This window comes from Vreelandella sulfidaeris Esulfide1 (assembly GCF_054072535.1).
Map to the genome: position 1 here is coordinate 2,113,553 of NZ_CM133364.1, position 22,075 is coordinate 2,135,627.

General features: G+C 51.5%; 23 protein-coding genes. 8 read left to right on the forward strand and 15 right to left on the reverse strand.

Translation table 11 applies throughout. The annotated features are described in order from the left end of the window. Window positions 1–18: 18 nt before the first annotated feature. From ACW44H_RS09915 to ACW44H_RS09955, 9 genes are all read right to left on the reverse strand, one after another. Window positions 19–1,644 (reverse strand): BCCT family transporter, encoded by a 1,626-nt coding sequence (locus tag ACW44H_RS09915; protein WP_457508993.1) that lies wholly within the window; start codon window positions 1,642–1,644, stop codon window positions 19–21. 274 nt (window positions 1,645–1,918) lie between these two features. After that, window positions 1,919–2,005 carry a small membrane protein YohP gene (locus tag ACW44H_RS09920; RefSeq protein ID WP_443089279.1) on the reverse strand — a complete coding sequence of 29 codons (87 nt, stop codon included), beginning with the start codon at window positions 2,003–2,005 and terminating at the stop codon, window positions 1,919–1,921. Between the two features lie 133 nt (window positions 2,006–2,138). Further along, window positions 2,139–3,281 (reverse strand): NAD(P)/FAD-dependent oxidoreductase, encoded by a 1,143-nt coding sequence (locus ACW44H_RS09925; RefSeq protein ID WP_457504288.1) that lies wholly within the window; start codon window positions 3,279–3,281, stop codon window positions 2,139–2,141. Beyond that, entirely contained in the window at window positions 3,278–3,997 is a 720-nt protein-coding gene (locus ACW44H_RS09930; RefSeq protein ID WP_457504290.1) for a methyltransferase domain-containing protein, read from the reverse strand. Before ACW44H_RS09930 ends, ACW44H_RS09925 begins: the two co-directional genes overlap by 4 nt. Window positions 3,998–4,011: 14 nt before the next feature. Next, window positions 4,012–5,058 carry a type III polyketide synthase gene (locus ACW44H_RS09935; protein ID WP_457504291.1) on the reverse strand — a complete coding sequence of 349 codons (1,047 nt, stop codon included), beginning with the start codon at window positions 5,056–5,058 and terminating at the stop codon, window positions 4,012–4,014. A 609-nt stretch (window positions 5,059–5,667) separates the two neighbouring features. Beyond that, a complete protein-coding gene (locus ACW44H_RS09940) occupies window positions 5,668–5,964 on the reverse strand; it encodes a hypothetical protein (protein WP_457504293.1) in 297 nt (98 codons plus the stop codon). A 1-nt stretch (window position 5,965) separates the two neighbouring features. Next, window positions 5,966–6,490 (reverse strand): hypothetical protein, encoded by a 525-nt coding sequence (locus ACW44H_RS09945; RefSeq protein WP_457504294.1) that lies wholly within the window; start codon window positions 6,488–6,490, stop codon window positions 5,966–5,968. Between the two features lie 52 nt (window positions 6,491–6,542). Then, a complete protein-coding gene (locus ACW44H_RS09950; RefSeq protein WP_113267806.1) occupies window positions 6,543–7,313 on the reverse strand; it encodes an alpha/beta hydrolase family protein in 771 nt (256 codons plus the stop codon). Beyond that, window positions 7,300–8,412: a DUF3182 family protein gene (locus ACW44H_RS09955; protein WP_457504296.1), complete on the reverse strand. Its 1,113-nt coding sequence runs from the start codon at window positions 8,410–8,412 to the stop codon at window positions 7,300–7,302. Before ACW44H_RS09955 ends, ACW44H_RS09950 begins: the two co-directional genes overlap by 14 nt. Before the next feature lie 400 nt (window positions 8,413–8,812). On the opposite strand from ACW44H_RS09955, the gene ACW44H_RS09960 reads away from it, so the two are divergent. Next, window positions 8,813–9,019, forward strand: coding sequence for a DUF2795 domain-containing protein (locus ACW44H_RS09960; RefSeq protein WP_113267804.1), 207 nt, complete (start codon window positions 8,813–8,815; stop codon window positions 9,017–9,019). A gap of 125 nt (window positions 9,020–9,144) precedes the next feature. Here the strand turns inward: ACW44H_RS09960 and ACW44H_RS09965 are convergent, their stop codons facing one another. From ACW44H_RS09965 to ACW44H_RS09975, 3 genes are all read right to left on the reverse strand, one after another. Next, window positions 9,145–10,902 (reverse strand): hypothetical protein, encoded by a 1,758-nt coding sequence (locus ACW44H_RS09965; protein WP_457504297.1) that lies wholly within the window; start codon window positions 10,900–10,902, stop codon window positions 9,145–9,147. Window positions 10,903–11,241: 339 nt separating this feature from the next. Beyond that, on the reverse strand, window positions 11,242–11,829 hold the full coding sequence (locus ACW44H_RS09970; protein WP_457504299.1) for a TetR/AcrR family transcriptional regulator: 588 nt from the start codon (window positions 11,827–11,829) through the stop codon (window positions 11,242–11,244). A gap of 131 nt (window positions 11,830–11,960) precedes the next feature. After that, window positions 11,961–12,575, reverse strand: a complete 615-nt coding sequence (locus ACW44H_RS09975) for a sulfurtransferase (RefSeq protein WP_457504301.1) — start codon at window positions 12,573–12,575, stop codon at window positions 11,961–11,963. Between the two features lie 635 nt (window positions 12,576–13,210). Between ACW44H_RS09975 and ACW44H_RS09980 the strand changes: the two genes are divergently transcribed. Together ACW44H_RS09980 and ACW44H_RS09985 are read left to right on the forward strand one after the other, a co-directional pair. Beyond that, the gene (locus tag ACW44H_RS09980; protein WP_457504303.1) at window positions 13,211–14,653 is read left to right on the forward strand and encodes a dihydrolipoyl dehydrogenase; all 1,443 of its coding nucleotides are present in this window, start codon (window positions 13,211–13,213) and stop codon (window positions 14,651–14,653) included. 133 nt (window positions 14,654–14,786) lie between these two features. After that, entirely contained in the window at window positions 14,787–15,305 is a 519-nt protein-coding gene (locus ACW44H_RS09985; protein WP_457504304.1) for a peroxiredoxin-like family protein, read from the forward strand. A 229-nt stretch (window positions 15,306–15,534) separates the two neighbouring features. On the opposite strand, the gene ACW44H_RS09990 is transcribed toward ACW44H_RS09985, so the two are convergent. Both ACW44H_RS09990 and ACW44H_RS09995 read right to left on the reverse strand, forming a co-directional pair. Continuing rightward, window positions 15,535–16,230 (reverse strand): haloacid dehalogenase type II, encoded by a 696-nt coding sequence (locus ACW44H_RS09990; RefSeq protein WP_457504305.1) that lies wholly within the window; start codon window positions 16,228–16,230, stop codon window positions 15,535–15,537. Window positions 16,231–16,473: 243 nt separating this feature from the next. Then, on the reverse strand, window positions 16,474–16,656 hold the full coding sequence (locus tag ACW44H_RS09995; protein ID WP_113267795.1) for a hypothetical protein: 183 nt from the start codon (window positions 16,654–16,656) through the stop codon (window positions 16,474–16,476). Window positions 16,657–16,850: 194 nt separating this feature from the next. On the opposite strand from ACW44H_RS09995, the gene ACW44H_RS10000 reads away from it, so the two are divergent. From ACW44H_RS10000 to ACW44H_RS10020, 5 genes are all read left to right on the forward strand, one after another. Beyond that, window positions 16,851–17,408 carry a carboxymuconolactone decarboxylase family protein gene (locus ACW44H_RS10000; protein ID WP_457504306.1) on the forward strand — a complete coding sequence of 186 codons (558 nt, stop codon included), beginning with the start codon at window positions 16,851–16,853 and terminating at the stop codon, window positions 17,406–17,408. A gap of 91 nt (window positions 17,409–17,499) precedes the next feature. Further along, the gene (locus ACW44H_RS10005) at window positions 17,500–18,063 is read left to right on the forward strand and encodes a sigma-70 family RNA polymerase sigma factor (RefSeq protein WP_457508995.1); all 564 of its coding nucleotides are present in this window, start codon (window positions 17,500–17,502) and stop codon (window positions 18,061–18,063) included. 202 nt (window positions 18,064–18,265) lie between these two features. Next, window positions 18,266–18,451, forward strand: coding sequence for a zf-HC2 domain-containing protein (locus ACW44H_RS10010; protein WP_457508997.1), 186 nt, complete (start codon window positions 18,266–18,268; stop codon window positions 18,449–18,451). Next, entirely contained in the window at window positions 18,438–19,118 is a 681-nt protein-coding gene (locus tag ACW44H_RS10015) for a DUF3047 domain-containing protein (protein ID WP_457504308.1), read from the forward strand. The genes ACW44H_RS10010 and ACW44H_RS10015 overlap by 14 nt, the downstream gene beginning before the upstream one ends. A 383-nt stretch (window positions 19,119–19,501) precedes the next feature. After that, window positions 19,502–20,941 carry an FAD-binding oxidoreductase gene (locus ACW44H_RS10020; protein ID WP_457504310.1) on the forward strand — a complete coding sequence of 480 codons (1,440 nt, stop codon included), beginning with the start codon at window positions 19,502–19,504 and terminating at the stop codon, window positions 20,939–20,941. Between the two features lie 53 nt (window positions 20,942–20,994). Here the strand turns inward: ACW44H_RS10020 and ACW44H_RS10025 are convergent, their stop codons facing one another. Further along, window positions 20,995–21,996 (reverse strand): AraC family transcriptional regulator, encoded by a 1,002-nt coding sequence (locus tag ACW44H_RS10025; protein WP_457504312.1) that lies wholly within the window; start codon window positions 21,994–21,996, stop codon window positions 20,995–20,997. Between the last annotated feature and the right edge of the window lie 79 nt (window positions 21,997–22,075).

The window sequence follows — 22,075 nt, forward strand, 5'->3', positions numbered from 1 at the left end:
CTCAAGTTCCTTCTTAAATTAGTCATCCGGTGCCAGCTCTTCGGGCTTGGGTGGGGCACCTACCTTCACTTCGCTGAGATCCTCATGGGTCAAGCCGCGGTACAATGCAATCATCATTGCAAATACCAATATAAACATCGGCAGGCCGACAACGGTGATCACCTCTTGCAGTGCAGTAAGCCCAGCATCACCTGCCAGCACGATGAGCATGGCAGCCAGCATACCCTCAGAGACGCCCCAGAATACACGTTGATGCCAGGGGCCCGGATCCGCATTGCCGGTACATAGCATATCGACGACCAAGGAAGCGGAGTCCGATGACGTGGCAAAAAAGATGGCAACGACCACTACTGCCAGGCCCTGGATTAAGGTAGCCGCGGGGAAATTTTCGAAAAAAGCGAACATAGCAAGAGGGATGCTTTCACCGACGGCATCAGATAAAACACCGGCTTGTGCCCCCATTGCCGCTCTTGCGTCGGCCCCTATTCCGTCAATTTCCATGGCAGACCAGCCAAATACTGCAAACCAGACCAGCGTAAAGATAGAGGGAGCAAACAGCACGCCTAGGACGAACTCACGGATGGTCCGGCCACGGGAAATTCGTGCGACGAATATCCCGATGAAAGGTGACCACGTCACTGTCCAGGCCCAATAGAACACTGTCCAACTGCCCTGCCACCCCCAACCACTTCCATCATCACTGGTATAACTCGCTAGGGTGTCATTCCAAAACGCCATGGGCAGCAGGTTGGATATGTAGAGGCCAAAGGTTTCTACAACCGCACGTAAAAGGAAAACAGTAGACCCGGTAAAGAGCACAAACAGCATCAAGCCGACGGCCATGCCGATATTGATGTTGGAGAGCCGTTTCACGCCTGAATCCAACCCTGCCACAATCGAACCCACGGCAACAGCTGTCAGGATGGCGATGATAAGCACCTTGGTCACCACGGCATCAGGAATACCAAACAATTCCGTCAGCCCCGCATTAATTTGCTGGGTGCCCAAACCAAGAGAAACCGATACACCAAAGAGGGTGCCGAGAATGGCAAAGACATCAAGCGTTTTACCGAGGGGCCCATAAATGCGGTCGCCTATCAACGGATAAAATACCGAGCTGAAACGCATCGGCAGGTTATAACGATAAATAAAGTAGGCAAACGCCAAGCCTGGCATGGTGAAAATCGACCATGTATGAAGTCCCAGATGATAGATCGAAAAACTCATCGCATCGTCGGCGGCTTCCACCGAGAAGGGCTCGACATTCGGCCTTGGAGGGGTAGCAAAGTGTGAAATAGGTTCGGCCACACCCCAGAACATCAACACCGTACCGATACCGCCCGCGAACAGCATGGTGAACCAGGAGACGTTATCATAGGCCGGCTTCGCATCATTACCACCTAGGCGGATCGACCCGAAACGGCTGATCGCGACCCATAGTAGAAAGGCCACCCAACTCGTCACCCCAAAAATAAAGAACCAGCCAAGGTTGGTAACGATCCATTCACGCCCAGCACCAAAGGCCTCACCTATTGCCTCAGGCGCAATCAGCAGCACCACTAGAAAAAGGATCATTATCCCTGCAGAGGTAAAAAAAATGGTGGGATCTGTCTTAAGTCGCAGCTTTCTCGCTAGTGCTTCCATCATCATTACCCCCGCGTCTTTTCGACAACATAGGAGTAATTTACCGATCACGCCAAACTGTTAGCGAGAATTTATGTTTTACGGAAGGGTGCTAAATGAATTCAACTCGTTGTCTTAAGGTTTTATTAGGATTTTCTTAAGGGGGAGCCAACCTGAGCATTAGATCTGCTTACACCCAGGTGGCAACTTGAAGGTTAAGAAGCTAAGACCGTTAGACCCGCTTTTTCAAAAGCCAGGTAGAGCCGGGCCACAACGTGAAAGAACGAGCAATTAGTTAGAAGATCAACATCAAAAGACCAATGACCACTAACAGGCCTATCATGAAAATTATCCCTACGGTGCTAGCTAAAAATTTCAGCATTCGACTTCTCCTTTATCGAATCATTAAGATCAATATGCGTTAACAAGCAAAAAGCGCTATCAGCCCATTAATGCCCAAGCTAATAATTACCAAGATAGGAGCCAACGCCAATTCGTGCAACTAGCTGTATTGGCTAATGATGGCCAACCCGCGTGCGGAGTATCATTGTCCTCAGCAACACTGGCCATTGCCGCGCGCAAATGAAAGCCGCCTTTCGCCCTAGGCGATGGGCTAACACGCTGGCAAGTAGCTCCGCATTACGTACAGGAGGCGTTAGATCTTTGTAGGCCATGCGTTGGTACGTTTTGGAATCGCCACCTGAAGCGTGAACGCGGGTAGCCAGTGACGCCGTATGCAATGCGATGGCAATTCCATCGCCTGCAAATGAAGGAATAACCGCTGCTTGATCCCCCAGCGGGAATAGGCCTGGTATCGAATCATCGGGTGTATGAATATAGCCATAAGGAACACCGGAAACGGCCAAGGGTTCATCCCAACGTGGCACTAAATTGGCGAGGCGTTGCTCCATGTGGGAAGACGTCCGTCTAAGCCAGTCAAGCACCCCGGCCCAATGGCCACCACATGCTTTATAGATCTCCTGCTGAATCAAAAAGCTAAGATTAATCCCTCCCTTTTCTATCGGCTCCAGGCCAGCATAGCCCCCTTTGAATAAATGAATCTCAACGGTACCGGGCCATGCGACCTGCTGCAATGCGCTGGGGCTAAAGTGCATCTTTAGGCCAATGACGTTGTGATGGGACGGCTGACGGGACGCATGTGTACGACGCTTCCAGCCACGCAGTTCATGCTTACCATTAGCAAGAAAGACCGTGTTTGCTGAAAGTTCTGTGCCGGTTTGCCCGGTGCTAGATCGATTCCTGGTAAACAACGCCCACTCATCGCCTGCGCGAGATAAGTGTCTGACCGTCGTGCCAAGCTCTACTTTCGCCCCCGCAGATGCAGCCTGCTCAAGCAGAGCCGAATCCAACTTACATCGAGAAAGGCTCCACGCAGTGAAAGGCAGGTTGAATATAAGTTCGCTTTCACCGTTATAAAATCGAGCGTGACGGATAGGCTCAGCACCTAACGCCGCTAGGTCCAAACCCAGTTCATCAAGGTATTGCGCAGCTTCATAGCTGATGAACTCGCCGCAAACTTTATGATGCGGGCGCAGTTTGCGCTCTAGAAGGCGCACCGGCATGCCTTGCTTGGCTAATTTAATTGCCGCCGCAGACCCCGCTGGCCCACCGCCTATGATGATCGTCTCGTCGCTCATTGGGTTGGTGATTCTTTATTGCAGGAAACGCAGATACGGAAAGGAAAAAACCACTGAACACGCACATGGCCATCAAGCCCCGCTTCTTTAATCAGCCGCTGCCAATCGGCCATCGTTAATGCGCGCGCCACCGATACAGCGGCGTCGTTACGGATCAGCCGATTACGGCTAAATAGTGCAGTGGCTCCCTTGATAAAATAATAAGGAATGGGATGCCGATGCAGATCATTGATAAACCAGCCCTTGTGTGCACGCCTGTGCATCCAGCGCACAAACTCCACTATCTGCTTATCGGTAAGGTGGTGCGTAAATAGCGACGATATAACAATATCAATGGGCTGGTCCGGCTCGAACTCAAACACATTCGCCGTTTTGTAACTGATGGCGGAAGACATCGGCCGAGTTTCAGCAGACTTTTTCGACCACGGGTTCAAGTCAACCCCTACCAGATCCCAACCCATCTCCGTCGCAGCACGATTAGGCCATTTCTTGGCAATCTGACGTAACATGTCCCCACCGCCGCTGGCGACATCAAGTACGACAAGACGTTCTTTATTTTCTAACCAAGGATGAAGCCATTGCAAAGTTGGCCGATAGGCCAGCGTTAGATGATTGATACGTTCAAGGCCGACGAGGCAATCGTGAAATTCTTCAAATGAAATATCTTCTTCATCCATCAGTTCCTTTTCTTCACTGCGTTGACTGAAGTCCGGCATGACTCGATGTATCCCTAAAGTACGAAGCGCATACTTTCGACCGTTAAGCCAGGCCCAAATGCCATGGCTAGGCCTGGCCCCGGCTTTTTGGCGTTGCTCAACATGGTTTGGAGTACAAACATAATGGTGGCCGACGACATATTGCCAAACTTTCTAAGTACCTCCCGTGACTCGGTCAGCTGGTGCTCTTCAAGTTCCGCGCCCGTTCTCACAGCATCCAACACCGTACGCCCGCCTGGGTGAATGGCCCAATGCGCAATATCACTTCGCGTATAGCCGCCCAGCAGGGTGTTCATTACAAGCGGTAGATTGTTGGCAATGGCGCCAGGCACCTTGCCTGACAAATGCATGTCGAAACCCTGGTTGCCAACACGCCAAGTAATCAGGTCTTCCGTTTCCGGTAACACATCCGAGTGGAAACTCTCTATCTCGATGCCGGCGGGCTGCGCTGACACAATGCTTGCCGCGCAACCGTCGGCAAAAATGGCGAACGATAAAATTTCTTCGAGTGTTCCTGTGGGTTTGAGATGGAGAGTGCAGAGTTCAAGGTTTAGCACCAGTACCTTCGCCTGTGGCTCGGAACGGACAATATGCCGAGCCAACTTCAGTGCGTTAATCGCCGCGTAACAGCCCATAAAACCGACGTTAGTGCGTTCGATACTGCCTGGCAGCCCGTAATGGCGAATCAATTGGTGGTCCAACCCCGGTGCATAAAACCCAGTGCAGGTGGTGGTTATTAGGTGGGTTGTGCCGGTGAGGTCAAGTTGGTCCAGTGCACGCTTCGCTAACGTGAACGCAAAACGCTCGTAATATTGCATGCGTGCCTGCGTGTCAGGAAAAGCGTCATTCTTGTAGAACTCCTCCACATCCAACTTACCCTCATCAGGATGGGGTTGTAGAAACGAGTATCGATGTTCTATCTGCGCCCGTTCCGCCATCCGTTGGAACAGTTTGATTGACCGCTTGTCCGGCATAAGCCGCGGGCAGTATTCGATAAATTTGCTATGTATATCAAAGTCAGGGACCGCTGTGGCAATGCAATTTATAAAGACCGGTTTCATTTCACTGCTCCTTACTACGTCAGGCTTATCCGTTGTGTCAGTATTCATAGATGACTCTGTAAGGAGAGACCCAGCCCATCCTGAATTTTGCACATCAGCCCAAGTGTTACAGGGAGTACTCCAGATACGCTAAGAACCGCAGACGATGCACTTATTACTATTGTATTAACAAGTAAAAAACTCACTGACCAGCGCACTTATTGGCAGGTGGGATTGTCAAACGGGAGTCGTTATACCCCCCATTCCAGTGATTCATTAAATTACCGATGCCATTAACCGACGGTAGAACTGAATGACTAGTGCATCCAAAATGCCTAATAGTAGAACCATAGCCCTAAACAGAGTGTTTAGTGAAATTACGAAGCCTTTCTATGATTTTATTAACAAAAAGCAAATCTAAAGAAGCTTGGCTATGCCAATATTCAAAAGTTAGAGATTACATTACATAGCTACCTATCTATCACCTATCACCTATCACCTATCTACCTGTCAATCTAAAAAAGTTAACTGTTACCATTTTACAGGCGCACCTTTCATCTAAAAAGCAGTTAATAAGGCTTAGATTTCTTGGCAATAAGTTACTAGGTTATCACTAAACGGCTTTTATAATCATCGGCTTTCCTTTCTTGATTCGGTTTCCTCTCGCTTTTCTGCCCTGGCCTGACGCATTTGGTCATCCACATGTATTTCCTTGCGGTCTACAGGCCTTATCATCACTACCTGCTCCTCATCGACCACACAGAGCCTTGGCTTAATGGGCAAGTTTAATAACTCTTTTTCGTGCTGCTCCTCTTCAAGAAGATGCAGCAGGCTAAAATAGAGCCTTTTCCTCACCCAGGGCGGCACCTCTTCGGGTTTGCGATGGATATGCTTTCGCTTTAAATTTCGTTTAAAAATTTTAAACATTTTACTCAACCGTAAAAGGGAGAATAGAATAACCGAGAACAATCATAATAAGAGCTAAGAGGATGAGGTGCAGGCCACGAGTTCTTTCCCTCGCCGCCTTTTCATTGGCTGTAAAATACCATCGATAAACTATATCAAAACTCCCAGTAAGCAGTTCCTTTAAGTCTTCTCCGACCTCTTCATCACTGGTTCTTTCCTCTCGCCCTCTAAATTTTTCCTCGGCTAGAAGCATTTCTCTCAAATCAGGAGGATCGACATAAATAAACCCTCTTTCGACCATGATAATGTACGTAGCGCCAATAAGAAGTAAAACGATACTGACAATGAATATCACTACCAGTAGAAGCCCCAACGGCTCATTCATACTTTGAGAATTTATATGCTTAGCAAGCGTGGACAAATTAAAAACTGTAAAAGCCATTGCTGAAACGGGTGTTGCCACGCTACCCCTTATTTGCTCACGACGATCCCTCTGAGTCTGATATTGCTCGCGCATTACTTCGTACCGTAACTCTCGGGGGGTCATATCTCCTCCTTCGACTCGACCAACGACCAATCAACACATAAGACCGCTCATCTTAAGGTGCGCGCAGCATACTAGATTCCATGAAACCAACACGGCGCCCGACGATCATTTCTATCGCCCAGGCGGAAAGCACAGAGGTATACGCCTGCTGGCAGATTTCACTAGTCATTGCGTGATCCGCACCATCCACGATGCGATGGGTCATCGAATGTGCCTTCTCGAAGGCCCTGCGGTAGTTCATGATGGTTTCATGAGGGACCAAGTGATCGTGCTCGGCTTCGACGAGAAGCACATCGCCTTCAAATTGCGCGCAGGCAGCTAGCGCCCTGTTCTCACTCGAGATCACCTGCATGCTGCGGTACTCGGCCAAATCCTCGCGATCCAACTGCCGCTTGGGCACGTCCCACTCCGCATCCCGATAAAGCGCAGGAACGCTCAACGCCAACCACTTTACTGGGCGTTGCGTACTCAGTATAGAAGCCAAGTACGCACCATAACTGTTGCCCATCACGGCAATCGCCGAGCGATCGATATCGGGATTGTTAGCAAGCACATCGTAAGCTGCGATCACGTCACGAAGATTATCGGCTCGGCTGACAGTTTGCTGCTGCGCCAGCGTATCGCCATGTCCACGAAGGTCAAAAGTGAGGCAAATACAGCCAAGTGCGGCAATGCGCTTGGCGCGTATAAGATCACTCTCCTGGCTGCCACCCCACCCATGCACAAACAATACGCCTGGTTTCCTGGCTTCAGGAGACAGTACGGTGCCAGCCACCTTACCCTTTTCGACCGCGATCTCGATCGCTTCACTACTTGTAGTCATAACAGCCCAACATGACGCATTTCGTTATCGCTCCCACGTCTGCATCAACCCCGCTAAAGAGAATGGTTGCATCTTGAGGTGGATGTCTCTGTGTACCGTAGATTTCAATCGATGAAGCGTGCACGACTTTCGGAGCGGATTTTGTTTGAAAGGCTTCCAGCGCCACGACTTCCGCGCTGCTTGCGCCACCGATACGCCATGACTGCTCCAGTACGCCAATGCGTCGCGCCCCGCTCGCATCCACCCCGCATGCTACGTCGTAATTGCGGCGTGAGGCGAAAAAGCCAGGAAGGCACTCTATTGCCGCCGTGTCGAAAACACGTGCTTTCGCTATCGCATTGCGGACCTCGTCAGAGAGTTCCAACGCAAGCAGCGCCTCCCAACTACCTTCAACGACGACAAGATCCGTTCCACCATAGACGACGGCGCCCTGATTATCGGTGGTGAGGTGCTGTGTACCATAGTAGGAAATCAGGGAGTCACTAACTTGCACTTGTCCGACACTATGGGTGGTTATATCAGCAAGGTGTTCTTCGAGCACAAGGCCGTGTCTCTCCACTTCGTCGGCATCCAGCTTATTCAGCATTTCAGTGAGTTCATCAGCAGACGTGATGAGGGCTTGGCCTCGCCCTGCAGTGGCCCTTACCGACTTCATGCGAACCGGACCAAACTCAAGTAGACGCAATCCCGCCACCTGCGCATCTTCCAATGAAAATGCCGAGTATCCGGTGAGGACAACATCATGCACACGTCGACAAAATTCCTCGGGCCAAGCTAACGGTGCACTCGACTCGGGGCTGACCAAAGGGTGCGTAATCGATTTTGTGGCCATGAAGGGCTCGGGCACGACACCACCGAACAGATCATATTCGTTCCGCATGCCTAATCGCTGGGCTTTTTCCACCCCCACAAATACGTCAACCGGTACGAAATAAAGTGGCTCGGGGTAATCCTTCGCCGGGTCGTACTCACCGGCGAAATCCAGCCCTTGAAGCTTGGCGAGTCGTCTAGCAATCTCGTGATGTGTGGCTCGCTCGTGCTCGGCTTCTTGATCGGGGCCAGGGTAAACCACCACGCTCCCTCGTCTTTGATTTGACATCGACTTCCTTGTCCTCTCAATTAATTGCTTCGCCTAGCTAAAACACCATGCGCCTCTTCTCCATGAGGTGGCTTTTTACTCTGACGAATAACCCAAGACAGATCTATACCGTTAATACAATAAATAAGCTGCCTAGTATTTTCCAAGATAGCCAATACGAATACCTTTGCAAGGGAAATGAAACCTGACCAAATGCCTCCTTTCAATGGCACTCTCTGTATCCTGAAAGACTGCATAAAAAGACATCGTCATAACTTTAAAAAAGTTAAATAAACGTAAATTCAGTAAATTCCTTGCTCCCCCCTTTTGGCATCTTCTACCTTCACTAAGACAGGTTGATTATTGAGACATTCGGACCTGCTCGATTTGTGAAAGGAAACTTCAGCAAAGGAGGCGAATCATGACACGTGGCCTTGGTGGTCAATCCCCCGCTAATGTGACGCATCATCTTAGCGGTATAGACTTTCCCGCTAGCCGCTCCGACCTTGAGAGACATGCCAAGGAAAACGGAGCAGAAGAAGATGTCCTTGATGTTATCCGCGACATGCCCGACCAGGAGTATGGCAGCATGGCCGATGTGACCAAGGGAGTCGGCGAGGTGGAGTAACGCTAGACCGTCATCTAGGCTCAAAAACTGAGCCTAGATGACGACTACTAGAAAGTTAGGTTCTTCTTTCTCGGTCTTGCTCTATCCGGGATACCCAACGAAAAACTTTTCGAAGTCGTCTTGTTTTAAAGCGTTTGATGCTCGGTGAATGTCACGATCCAGTTTTTGCCGCGCTCAAGAAGGGCATGCAGCGTAATAGGTGCATCGTAGTTGGGTACGTGCAGCGGTCCAGGTTCACCATTGATCGTGTATCCTTCCTCGCAGGTGACGGGCATGGAACGGTGATAGGATCCTTTCAATCCTTGTCGCCCATACAGATGAACCGTAATAGGCAGTATGCCCACGAACTTCTCAGCATCGTCGCTAGTCCTGAGATGAAGCTCGGTGGTATGACGTGTGGGTTGAATGGCTGTCGTTACGCCGCTGCGACTGGATGCTGTTACCGTATATCTGCCAGAGTCACGGCTAAGCTCATCGCCGCTGCCTTGGCCCCATAAATAGCCACCATCCATAAACGAAATGGGCAGGTATTGCTTCTCTGTATTACCTGGCGTCCAGTCAGAGCCTTTAGGGCTTAGGCTGCGCCATCCGCGGGTATCCAGTCCAGCGGACGATCCAAATATGGTCCCATTCGAGAAAGACCGTGTTTGGTTTGCATGGATAAGATCAGCAAACTCAGACGCTTCAAAATAAACGGAGCCAATAAAGCTGCCACCGAAGGAATTCTCGGGATTTGAGCCTAGCACCATGTCAATGCCACAGAATTGGCCTGTGTAGCCTTCAACATTAGCGGAAGATTGGCCCGTCAACCATAGGCCAATACCGCTTCGCATCGCTGATACATGCCCCAACTTAGCCTTCGCTGTATGCCCACCGGAGTAGCAACAAACCGCCCCACCGAATACTAGGTGATTATCCCCTACCGCTTTTTCAGCATCCGGTACTCTTGGGTAAACGCGAATCGCGTTTGTTTCTCGATCCACTTCCCTAATTTTATACACCTCGCCGATAGCAGAAACCCAAAATGCAAAGCGTATCAGGTGGGCATCACTTGGTATAACCGACTCCGGCGACAACATGATGTCGGTATATTGATGGATCGTGTTTTTGTCGTTGTCAGAAAAACTCATCGACCTGACTAAATGAGATCGACTCGTCTTACCTGTAGCCCCCATGTCAGTAGCGAACACATCCCCTACCGTACACATGTTGTTGTTACCTGCACCAAAGTAAACACCCCAGCCAGAACCACGGCTTACATGAAAGTTGCAGAGCTTGGCACCACGACTATCCTCAATGCGCACACCATTCACGCCGACGCGTTTACTTAGCCATTGATCGTGAGAAACTTTAATATTTAGCTTTCCTACCCAAATACTGCCGCGACACGTTTTAATTGTGAGTACATCATCCATCGGTGCGAGCCCCTGGATAGACATATCAAAACCATATACGTAGCCCATGTTCGCTGCGATTAACGGGAGAGATGTGCCAAAGGAACCGCTTCCGTGTATCTGATAGTCTCGCGCCGATGGAGCGGCACAGAAATCAAAGAACCGTTGCAGCGCTTCACCGCTATCGTTATCCAATCCGCTCTCTAAAGCACCAAAATGGTAGGGTGTTACCGTTTGGCCAGGCTGTAATAGCCATTCACCGATGCGTAGCCCCGCTCCTTCCGGCTGATAAATGAACGTGCCACCGCCTTTAGTTGATCCTTCTCGATAACCCAGCAGCATGGCCATCTTTGGGCCGTTAAGCTGCTCTAGCTGTGCAGCGCTGTCGACAACAGCAATGCCTGAGCTGTTGCCCTGTTTAGCAGGCGTTCGCTGTGTTAGCTCGGTGGTCGCTTGGAGTGTTGCGGGAATATCAACTAAGTTCTGCATTTGTGTCCTTTCAAGCTTCTTTGTATGACTCGATACATACTAGCGTTAGCTGGGCAATTCTTCTAAAGCTTTGAAGGTTCTTATCCTAGGGACGTAGCAGAAATGGCACTTGCTCAAACTATTGAAAACCTAGTCGAAGCCGCCTATCGGTGTGGCGATCTTTTCGAAGAAAGGCGGGATGTGATGCAGGACTGGGCAAGTTATGTAAAACGATAAATAATCCACTGAAATTATCATTATCAAATGATTTATTTAACAGCACATAAATAGCATTTAACCGTCATTGCACAATAACATTTTGTATAAGATTCAATAAAGCGAACACTTACTTAATAAAAATCAAACTAAGCCGCGCAAAATATGTGACACCTGAAGCGTTGCCTGCTGCTGGCTAGCGCCACTTTTTAGCAACATCCGCAGCCCAGAGATTGAAAGCGTTAAGAAATGTGCTGAGCTTTGAGGGTCACGCTGGGCAGGAATAGAACCTTCCTCCTGTGCTTTTTCAATGACCGTCACAAAAAATGCGGTAATCGCTTGTACGCTCTGCTTGCTGGCCTCGGCTTCTGGCGAGCTTTGACTTCCCAACTCGGTCGCGGAGTTAAAAATCAAGCAGCCCAAGGCGGCTTGCTCGCTTTCCGCCTGCTCGGCAGTGCGCATCAGAAGGCGTTCTATAAAACACCAAGCACTCTTTTCTTGTGCCAGTGAGGAAGTAAGTTGAGCCAGCAACTGTTCACGATAACGTGCAAGCGCCTTCGTGAATAGCGTCTCTTTATTACCATAGAGATGATAAAGGCTACTGCGCGAAATACTCATGGCCTCTAACAGATCACGTAGCGATGTATGGTGATATCCCGAACGCCAAAACGAATGCATGGCAGCACTTAATGCCGCCTCTGGTTGATGCTGCATCGGTCTTCCAACGCTCATGTATTCACCCCACTACCTATCTAACTGATTAGCTGCCTAATGTATCATATTGACTGTACCGCTTGCTGTATGCGCTTTTCCTTCACCCAAAAAATACCTGCATTGATCCACCGGGCATTGGAGAGGAACGCTTAATTAAGCAGCTCACGCACCTGCTTAATGCCTTCACGGGCAAGCTGTACCGGGCGGGAATCGCTGATGGTCCAGGCCGCCATTGGACCATCGTACATGGCGATATTCTCAAATCCGGCCACCTCGCTAAGTACAAACCAGTCGGTCGCTGCCCAATGCCCGGTATTGCAAAAAGCGATGGTGCGCTCACGTCTGTCTAGGTCGGCTTGGTTAATGCGTGACTGCAGACCATCGACATCCAGGTAGTACGCACCGTTTTGAACATTTAAGTGGCTTTGGTGCGGTAGACTTCGCGCCCCTGGAATCGTTCCTGCCACTCGCGCGGCGGGTGATTTATTCTCACCAGAAAAATAGTCAGACGGACGCACGTCGACCAACTGCGCTTGTTCTTCTCGTGCTGCGTCTACCTCTTCCGTGCTTGCCACTAGCTGGTCACGTAAAGAAGCTTCGAAATTCGTCGCATCAAAGGCATCAGGGTCGCCCGTGGCAACGTCATAGCCCTGTTGCTGCCAGCCTGCATCATCGGTGTAACGGGTATAGCGGCTGCCAGGAATGCGTGCTTCTCGGAAGCTGTCTTCATTCACGCCGTTATCGATGGATGAACGAACGTCCAAAATGAATAATCTTCGTGACACTGTAAGTATTTTGAAAGCAGTCACACTGAACGTGAGAACAATAAAGCAGGAGCTCTTTCATGCCCCCTTCCACACCACACTCGTCTGAGCCAGCGCCAACCTTCTGGTTAAGCGGTCAGCGCCATGCCGAGCAGGATCTTTTTTTCCGCCAGACGCTGCAATCTAAGGGGTAGAAAGAGGGAAATGAACGGGACTGGCAGGCGGCCTGGGTCGCCGGTATGCCGCCCAGAGCAACGTTCAAGTCGACCTCCCCCAGCCGGATGATGAACCATATTCCCGGCAACGCCGCGCTCACGGTCACAAGCCGCCTCATGCGGTCTTGCTTTTCAAGCCCAAGCAGACGAGCCCACCGAAGGAATCACCTCGTTGCATGAAACACCCATGATGCTGGCGGAAGGCGGCGCTGAAGGTGAGGATGAAGAAGAGATGGAAGGCGAAGGAGAAGGCGGTGCCGAAGCCGGTTAACGGTTTGCAGCACGCTTAATCCGTTGTGATGTGGTCTCCCCCGATTTTAGTCAGCATAAAATAATTTAACGTTGGCGTTTCAATGTGGCCAGACGTTCTACTGTTAAATACATAACACCTGTTGAATGGCTATATTGGGAGACGATGAGATGGCTACAAGAAAAGTAGATGTTGCCATTATAGGGGCCGGTACAGCGGGTCTCACCGCCTATAACGCCGCGCGCAAGCATACCGACAATCTGTTGCTGATCGAAGGCAGCCACTATGGGACGACGTGCGCCCGGGTAGGTTGCATGCCCAGCAAGTTGCTGATCGCAGCGGCGGAGAGTGCCCATGATGCAGCTAACACAGGACTGTTTGGGATTCAGGTCGGGAAGATCGTGGTCAATGGCGAGAAAGTCCTTGAGCGCGTGCGCAAGGAAAGGAATAAATTTGTCGAATCGGTACTGGCAACAGTTGACGCTATCCCCTCCGCCCACAAACTGGTAGGTCGTGTCCGCTTCATCTCACCGGGCAGGCTGGCGGTCGGTGAAGGTATTGAAATCAAGGCGGGTCGAATCGTGATTGCCACCGGGTCGAGTCCTACTATTCCCGATATGTTTCAGGGGTTGGGCAAACGGCTGCTGGTGAATGACAGCCTGTTCGAATTGCCTAATCTGCCCGCATCGGTGGCAGTGTTTGGAACCGGCATAGTCGGCTTGGAATTGGGACAGGCACTGAGTCGCCTAGGTGTTCGCGTGCGCATGTTTGGCCGAAGTGGGTCTCTTGGCGGCTTAGCTGACCAGGAAATACGCGATTATGCCGAACAATGTTTTAACGAGGAGTTCTATCTCGACACTCGCTCAGAGGTGACCGATGTTTCCTCAGTTGAGGATGGAGTTTCCATTAGCTTTGTTGATCGCGACAAGGGCGCGCTGACGGAGCTATTTGACTATGTCCTGGTGGCGACCGGTCGTTCGCCTAATCTTAACGCGCTGGCGCTGCACAACAGCGGGCTAGCTCTTGATGACAATGGGGTGCCACTGAACGAGTCATCGACCCTACAGTGTGGAAACAGCCCGGTTTTCTTGGTAGGTGATGCTAATCAACAGGCACCCGTTCTTCACGAAGCGGCTCATGAAGGCCGAATCGCCGGGGACAATGCGGGCCGTTACCCTGACGTGATCCCCGCTGAAAGGAAGGTGCCCTTTTCCGTAGTCTTCTGCAACCCACAGATAACCAGCGTGGGCCTCTCCATTGGCCGCATGTCGGCAGCCGAACGCGAGAACTATGTTGTGGGCAAAAGCTCGTTTGAAGATCAGGGGCGAAGCAAGGTGTTAGGAAAAAACCGAGGAATATTAAAAGTCTATGCAGAGCGCAATAGCGGTTTGTTCGTGGGCGCCGAGATGTTTGGCCCCGCCGCTGAACATATTGGCCACCTCTTGGCCTGGGCCGCTCAGCAACGCCTTACAGTCTCCACTATGCTGGCGATGCCGTTCTACCACCCGGTGATAGAGGAAGGGGTGCGTACTGCGCTAAGAGACTTGTACGGAAAAATGATAAAGGCCGACACCGACGTCGATCCCTGCTTGGAATGCGGGCCTGGTACTTAATCTTTCGACGAGTAGCAACGTATCGACTATAGCTACTGTACGTGAACCGGAATCTTCCACGTATTGAGGTGTCCACTCAATGTCCCTTTTACAAACAATCTGTTAGGGGCCACACGTTAAAAGGAGTTACACGATGTCAGCACACGCTAAAATCGACGCAACCTTTCCGGCTATTGCTTTAAAGACCGTTACTGGTGAGACGGTGACGCTAGGACAGCCACCGCAAGGCCAATGGCAGATGCTGGTTATGTACCGGGGTCTTCACTGCCCCATCTGCAAAAAATACCTTGGCCAGATCAATGATATGAAAGCCGACTTCGACAATATGAATGTGCAGATCGTTGCGGTCTCTACCGACCCTGAGGAAAAAGCCAAAAAATTTGCCGATGAAGTAGGCTTAAATTTCGACGTCGCGTACGGCCTTGGTATTGATCAGGCGCGTGACTTAGGTCTATATATCTCTACCCCCTTGGATAGTACAGAGACCGATCAACCTTTTGCCGAACCGGGGCTGTTTTTCATTCGCCCGGATGGTGGACTACATTTTGCGGAAATCTCTAGCGCGCCTTTCTGCCGTCCCAATTTGGAAATGATCAAGATGGGTATTGCGACTATCCAGGACAAGAATTACCCGCCTCGCGGCATCGGCTAGAACTTTTTAATTAGGCGTCACCGTGGCGATGCAAACCATCCAGGCCGATTTCGAAAATAATAAATTATCAAAAAAAATTTGGGTTAACCTATTCCCAGGCAGATTTAAATCAAGCTCCGGGCGAGTGGCCGGAGCTTAAATATCTCACGTTAGACTGGCTGTTTGCCGCCCTTGGGATTGTTTGGTGTGCCGCGCCGAGTGACAATAAACCGTTGCTGCGTGCCGATGTTCACTGGAGCCGTTGAACCCCAAGATCCACTGCATCGACCAAGCTGGTAACCTGCCCATCAGGGTTACCCATTAAGGGATGATAGAACGACTCATGACGTTGAATCCAAATGCCATGAAACCCGGCCTGGATCGCGCCGTGGACATCCCAGGCATGGGCAGCTACCAGCAGAGCATTCGCTGGGGCGCATGAGTATTTCAATGCTGCCAGGCGGTAAAGTTCTGTTTGCGGCTTCCAGATGCTGAAATCCTCCACCGATACAATATCGTCAACCAGATGTTCTATGCCGTTGTCGCGTACTAACTTCTCTGTATTGGCGCGGGAGCCATTAGTGAGCAGGACGGCCTGGCACTCTGAGTTTTTCGCCCTTTCAAGCGCGGGTTTGACATCTTGATGGGCGGGGAGCTGGGAGAAAATTCCCAAAATTTCCTTCAACGTGGTTTCATCGGCTTCGCGACCAAGGCTGTGCAGCAGTACCGTTAGTGTCCCTTTGGCGATGTCTGGAAAGGGCTGGAAGACGCCGCTGGCCGAGAGAGCGAAAGCATCTCTCAGCAGCTGTGCGAAAAAAAGTCGATCCGTACCGGCGGGCAGGTTTAACTCAGTCAGTTTATCTCCAAGCGGTGCCAGAGAAAAAACAGTTTCAATGACATCAAAGAAAATAATGCGCGGTTCTGCTTTTAGCGTTTGTAGGGACATTTCGGTACACCTATATCCATCATGAGAATGAAGGCCATGTTTTACGCCAGCTTGTCAGTAACACTAGAGCATTCAATATAACTGCGCTAATCACTCCTATAGAAGAAAGTGTCTTTGCAATCTCTAAGCGGGACTAAGAGGCAAAAAGACTTCAGGAGATCGAAATTAACTACGCTGCGCTGACCGGCCTAGCTTTCGGCTTCAAGCCCTTCGATTTGCGACTGCAGCGCCCGCATCTTTTACTTAACGTCGATCGTGGTTTAGTCCACTTGTAGCCGATTGATCGTTTGCAAATACGTTTTGCTCATTGGCCGAAACGCCCAGCGCGACACCGCCTGCCAAAAGCGCCAATACGGGTGCGGTGTAACGAACCTGGCGACGAAGCCTATTCAGCAAATCACAGCGTTTTTGTTTAGTTAGCGACATGAGGTTCACCTCAGTATCTAAAGGTTTTTATTTGTTGTTTCGCTATATGAGAGAACGTCCTCACGTTCTCCTTACGCTTCTTTTTGCTTTTTTTGTCATCACCATTGCCATTTATGAACCGATTGTTCCATAATCATTTAGGTCAGTTAAATACGTAACTTAGACAATCACTTATTACTCAGAAGGAGTTGGATGTGGCTGATTTTCCACTACATACCGCTGAAAGTGCACCTAAAGAGGCTCAAGCGAACCTTCAAGCTGCAGAAAAGAAGATGGGCTTTTTGCCTAATATCTTCGCCAAAATGGCGGAAGCACCGATGCTACTCGAAGCCTATCTAGCGCTTGATGGTATTTATGCCAAAACCAGCCTCAGCCCTGTTGAACAGCAAGCCGCTTTGCTCGCTATTAGCGCTGATAACCACTGCGAATTTTGTGTTGCAGCGCATACCGGAGGAATTAAGAAAGCCGGTGCCGATGACGAGATCATCAAAGATTTACGCGCTCGGAATACACCTAACGATGCCAAACTGGCTGCTGTAACGCGCTTTGCCCGCCATTTAAACGCACAGCGGGGCTGGGCTGAGCAAACCGAGCTGGATGCATTTATTGAGGCAGGCTTTACTCAACAACATGTGCTTGAGCTGGTGATTGGCTGTGCTCTGAAAACACTTTCCAACTACACCAACCATGTTGCTGGTACACCGCTTAATGAAGAACTTAAGCCATTAGCTTGGGAAGCTCCGGCGTCATAAGGCACGTGTGTATATGTGGTCGCCTGGCGGCCACAGACTGATTAGCTGCTTGCCGACATCGCCCCCACCTTTACCCAAGGACTTTGCTGTGATGACTGCCACGCACTCGACTGAAGAGCACATTGCTACGCTGCGGCCCAAGCTTGTCGCCTTCGCACGCTTGCAGTTGCGCGATAATACCGCCGCCGAAGATGCGGTGCAGGATACACTGGTCACCGCATTAGAGAAGCATCAGACCTTTTCGGGGCGTTCAGCGTTTGAAACGTGGGTGTTTGGTATTTTAAAAAATAAAATACTGGAACGATTCCGTCATGAGCGGCGTTACCTCGCTTGGCAAGACGAAGAACTAAGCGATGAGGATTCGTTTGAAAATCTATTTAAAGAGAATGGGCGCTGGCAAGCTGTCAGCAAACCCTTTCCTTGGGGCGAGCCCGACCAGATGCTCGAAAATGCGGCGTTTTGGCGATTACTCGACACCTGTTTAATGGTGCTACCGGCTAATATTGCCCAGGTTTTCACCATGCGAGAATTAATGGGGATGACCACCCAAGAGATTTGTGAAGCATTAACGCTTAGCGATGCAAACTGTTGGGTGATATTGCATCGTGCTCGCTTGAGACTACGTGGCTGTATTGAAAAGGGCTGGTTAACGTAATGGCAAAGATGCGAAGAAAAGCTATCTATCCTACCGCTAGACAAAGTTAACGCCTCATTTTGTAAGGAAATTAGCTTACAAGGCATAGAATGTTAGGCGTTTAAACATCTATTGGCCTTACTTTCATAGGCGTGCATTGAATGACACTGAACTTGTTGAAAGGGTTACGCATATGATGATGTGTCGTGAAGCAACGCGCTTAATGTCATTCAAACAGGATAGAGCGCTCACCTTTCGAGAAAGCACCGCGCTACGGTTTCATCTCTCAATGTGCAGGGCCTGTCGCACCTGTGCCCGCCAGTTTAATTTGCTACACAAGATCGGCGACCACCACCCCGATATACCTCGGACATCAAACGATAAAGGCGATCATCATGCCCCGTATTAATCGTAGCAATGCGGTTTTGATACTAGTGGCTAGTATATGCGGTTCACCGTTTATAGGGGCGGCACTCGCCCAGGAAGTGTATTTCAGCCCTAACCAGATCATGACTTGGCCCACCCGCAGCTTTGAGGGTGAAACCCGATACGCTATCGTTGAAAAATCAGGCCGTCGTGTATTAGAAGCCAAATCCCAAGGCCAAGCATCTGCCCGCTACCTTGAACGTGAAATCGACTTAAATAAAACGCCTTATCTGCATTGGTGCTGGCAAATAAGCACTACCTACCCAGGGTTGGACGAAACTACTAAAGCTGGCGATGACTACCCTGCTCGCGTTTATGTTGCACGTAAAACGGGACTTTTGCCTTGGCAGGTGGAGTCGGTGAACTATGTGTGGGCTTCCACCCAACCCCAGGGCGCTACCTGGCCCAATGCGTTTACGCAACGAGCACAGCTAATCGCTCTACAAAGCGGTGAAAATCGTATGGGCGATTGGGTAGCTGAAGTTCGCGATGTACGTGCTGACTTCGCTGAACTCTTTGGAAGCGGTCCTAGCCATATTGATGGCATTGCTTTAATGAGCGATGGCGATAATACCGGAGGTAATGCAACAGCCTGGTTTACCCATTTAGGTTTCTCTAGCACAAAAGATGCCCCCACCTGCCCGCAGTAAATATTTGAATTACTCTAAATACTCAAGATATTTTCATATAACAAATAAACTATTTGTTACTTTAACCCTCTTCCACCGTTACCTCAGCCCCGCAGAACAGCTTTCATACCGACCGTGGACTTGACCTGACTTATTGCCTGCAGCGCGTATCGTTCGGACAGAGTGATTTGGCCCTTCTGATAGTGACCAACCTGAGCAGGTTGACTCTCAATTCCTGCTATTCCGGACGAACGGCAGTTTCATCCGGACGCATGGCAATTCCTGGTAATGCGGCCGGCTCGTATGCTTATGGCGTGCCCTCGAAAGAGGGATCTACGGTGGCTCCCCGCCCTTACGGCGGGCAGCGCGGCAGCCGGTTCATACTCTCCAAAAGGATCAAAGCCATGACCGATTTTATTTTGAAGACACTCGACGGCGGAACACGAAGCCTTCCGGCCAAGATGATTTCGGCGCTGCGCGCTGATATGACCGGCCCACTGCTGCTGCCTGGCGATGAGGGCTACGACACGGCCCGCTGCGTCTGGAATGCGATGATTGACAATCGGCCCGCTCTGATCGCGTGTTGCGACGATGCCAATGATGTCGCAGCAGTAGTGAACTTCGCACGCCAGACCGATGCGCTCATCTCCATCAAAGGTGGCGGGCACAATATTGCGGGGAATGCGGTTACGGAGGGCGGCCTGATGATTGACCTCTCCGCGATGAACAACGTCGACGTGAATCCTGCGACACACCGCGTCCAGGTGGGGCCCGGCGCCACGCTAGCCGCTCTTGATGCGGCGACCATGCCCTACGGACTTGCTGTACCCGTCGGCATAAACTCGACGACCGGCATTGCAGGCCTCACGCTCGGCGGCGGCTTTGGTTGGCTAACGCGTGCGCACGGCCTCACGATCGATAGCTTGATTGCAGCCGATGTCATCACCGCTGATGGCGCGCGGCTGTGTGCTACAGCGGAAGAGAACCCCGACCTCTTCTGGGCGATCCGCGGTGGAGGTGGCAACTTTGGTGTTATCACCCGTTTCGAATTCCAGGCAAGGGTTGTCCGGTCCAACCTGCTTTGCGGTCTACTCTTCCTGCCGCTCGAACGGGCACGGGAGCTCTTTGCGCTCCAACGGGAGCTGATGGAAGGCGGTTCGGAGGAGTTGACGACGTGGATGGTGGTGCGCAATGCGCCGCCGATGCCTTTCCTGCCCGAGGAATCGCACGGCACCGGTATCGCGTTGATGGCGTTTTGCTGCGCCGGAGAACCCGAAGAGGGCGAAGCCTTAATTGCTCCGCTCCGAGCGATCAAAAACCCACTCGCGCTTCTGGCGGGCATTCAGCCTTTTGTCGAGTTCCAGCAGATCTTTGATCCGCTCCTGATACCCGGTGCGCGCAACTATTGGAAGTCCCACGACCTGCTTGAATTACCCGACACCGCTGTCGAAGCGCTTATCGAGGCCGTCGATCGCTTGCCCGACGCGGAAACGGAGATTTTTGTCGCTCACATAGGCGGCGCAATGTCTCGCGTCCCCCCGCATGAGACCGCCTTCGTTCAGCGCCGCCCCCATTACGTGGTCAACATCCACACTCGCTGGCAGGATCCGGCAAAGGACGACGCAGCCCGTGGCTGGGCGCGAGGGCTTTTCGAGGCACTTGCTCCTTACTCAGCGGGCGTCTACGTCAACTTCATGCCGGCCGAGGAAAGCGCCCGGGTGGCTGAGGCCTACGGCGCAAACTATGCCCGACTCACAACAATCAAAGCCTGCTACGACCCGGAGAACCGGTTCCGTCTCAACCAGAACATCATACCCGACGCTGAGGTACAGCTGGCCGGGTGATGGTCATAATGTGCCGCTGGAGATAGCCTCGGCGGCGCGTTCTTCCGGGGCAGTCAGCGATGCCGCGCGCTTTGCCGCCAGTGCGCTGGTGATAGGCCCGTCATCCGCTTGAAGGCACGGCTGAACGAGGCCTCGGACTCATAACCGATCTCGTCCGTAATCTGGGCGAGCGTTGCCGTCCCTGCACTAAGCAGACTTGCCGCTCGCTGCATCCGCCAACTCGTGAGATAGCTCATGGGCGGTATGCCCAGAAGCGCTGTGAATCGCTCTGAAAGAATGGTGCGCGACATTCCCGCCTCGCGCGCGAGTTCTGCAACCGTCCAGTGGCGGGCGCAATCGCGGTGCAACAGGCGCAGCGCTCTGCCTACAGCGGGATCGCGCAGACCGGCGAGCCAGCCATCCGCATTAGAAGGCAGGGAAGCCGCGTACCTCCGGATCACCTCTATGAAGATGAGCTCACTCAGCTTGACCAGAACCCCGCCGCTGCCAGCGTCGGTCGCTTCCGTCTCACGCGCAGCGGCGCTGATCAGATGTCCAAGGAATCCGTCGCCGCAGCCGTCGTAGCCATTAGGTACATGAATGACCCGAGGGAGCGCCGAGATCAGCGGATTGAAAGGTGCCCCGTCACAGCCGAGGAAGCCACACAGAAGCCGAGTGGTACCAACTTCACCGTCCCGGAAGTCAATGTGGAACGGCAGCGAGCGCCCGCGCGCGACCTCATCGAATGCAGCGAGGTTCGGCTCCGCATCAAGGCCCGGCTCACTGGCAAGGACATGCGTGTCGCCGTGCGGAAAAACCACCACGCTTCCGGGCCCCAGCTTGATCGGCAGGCTGTCGGGATTGGTCAGCCTTGTCCAGCAGCTACCTTCGACAATGACGTGGAAGTCGATCACGTGCTGCGCGCCAGATACCACTGTCTGCGAAATTGTTTCTTTGGGCGGCGCTGCCGCCACCCAGGGCGCTGCCGCGTCCACCTCGAAGAACACCGCGCCGGACAGACGGACAGACGGACGGACGCTACGCAGCATTTCGGAAAGAAAATCGTGGTCGATCACATCCTCACCTCACACGCAATCGCCAGGCTCTTTCCTATTTCTGACCCATATCATTGAGGCGACCTGGACTGATTTGAAC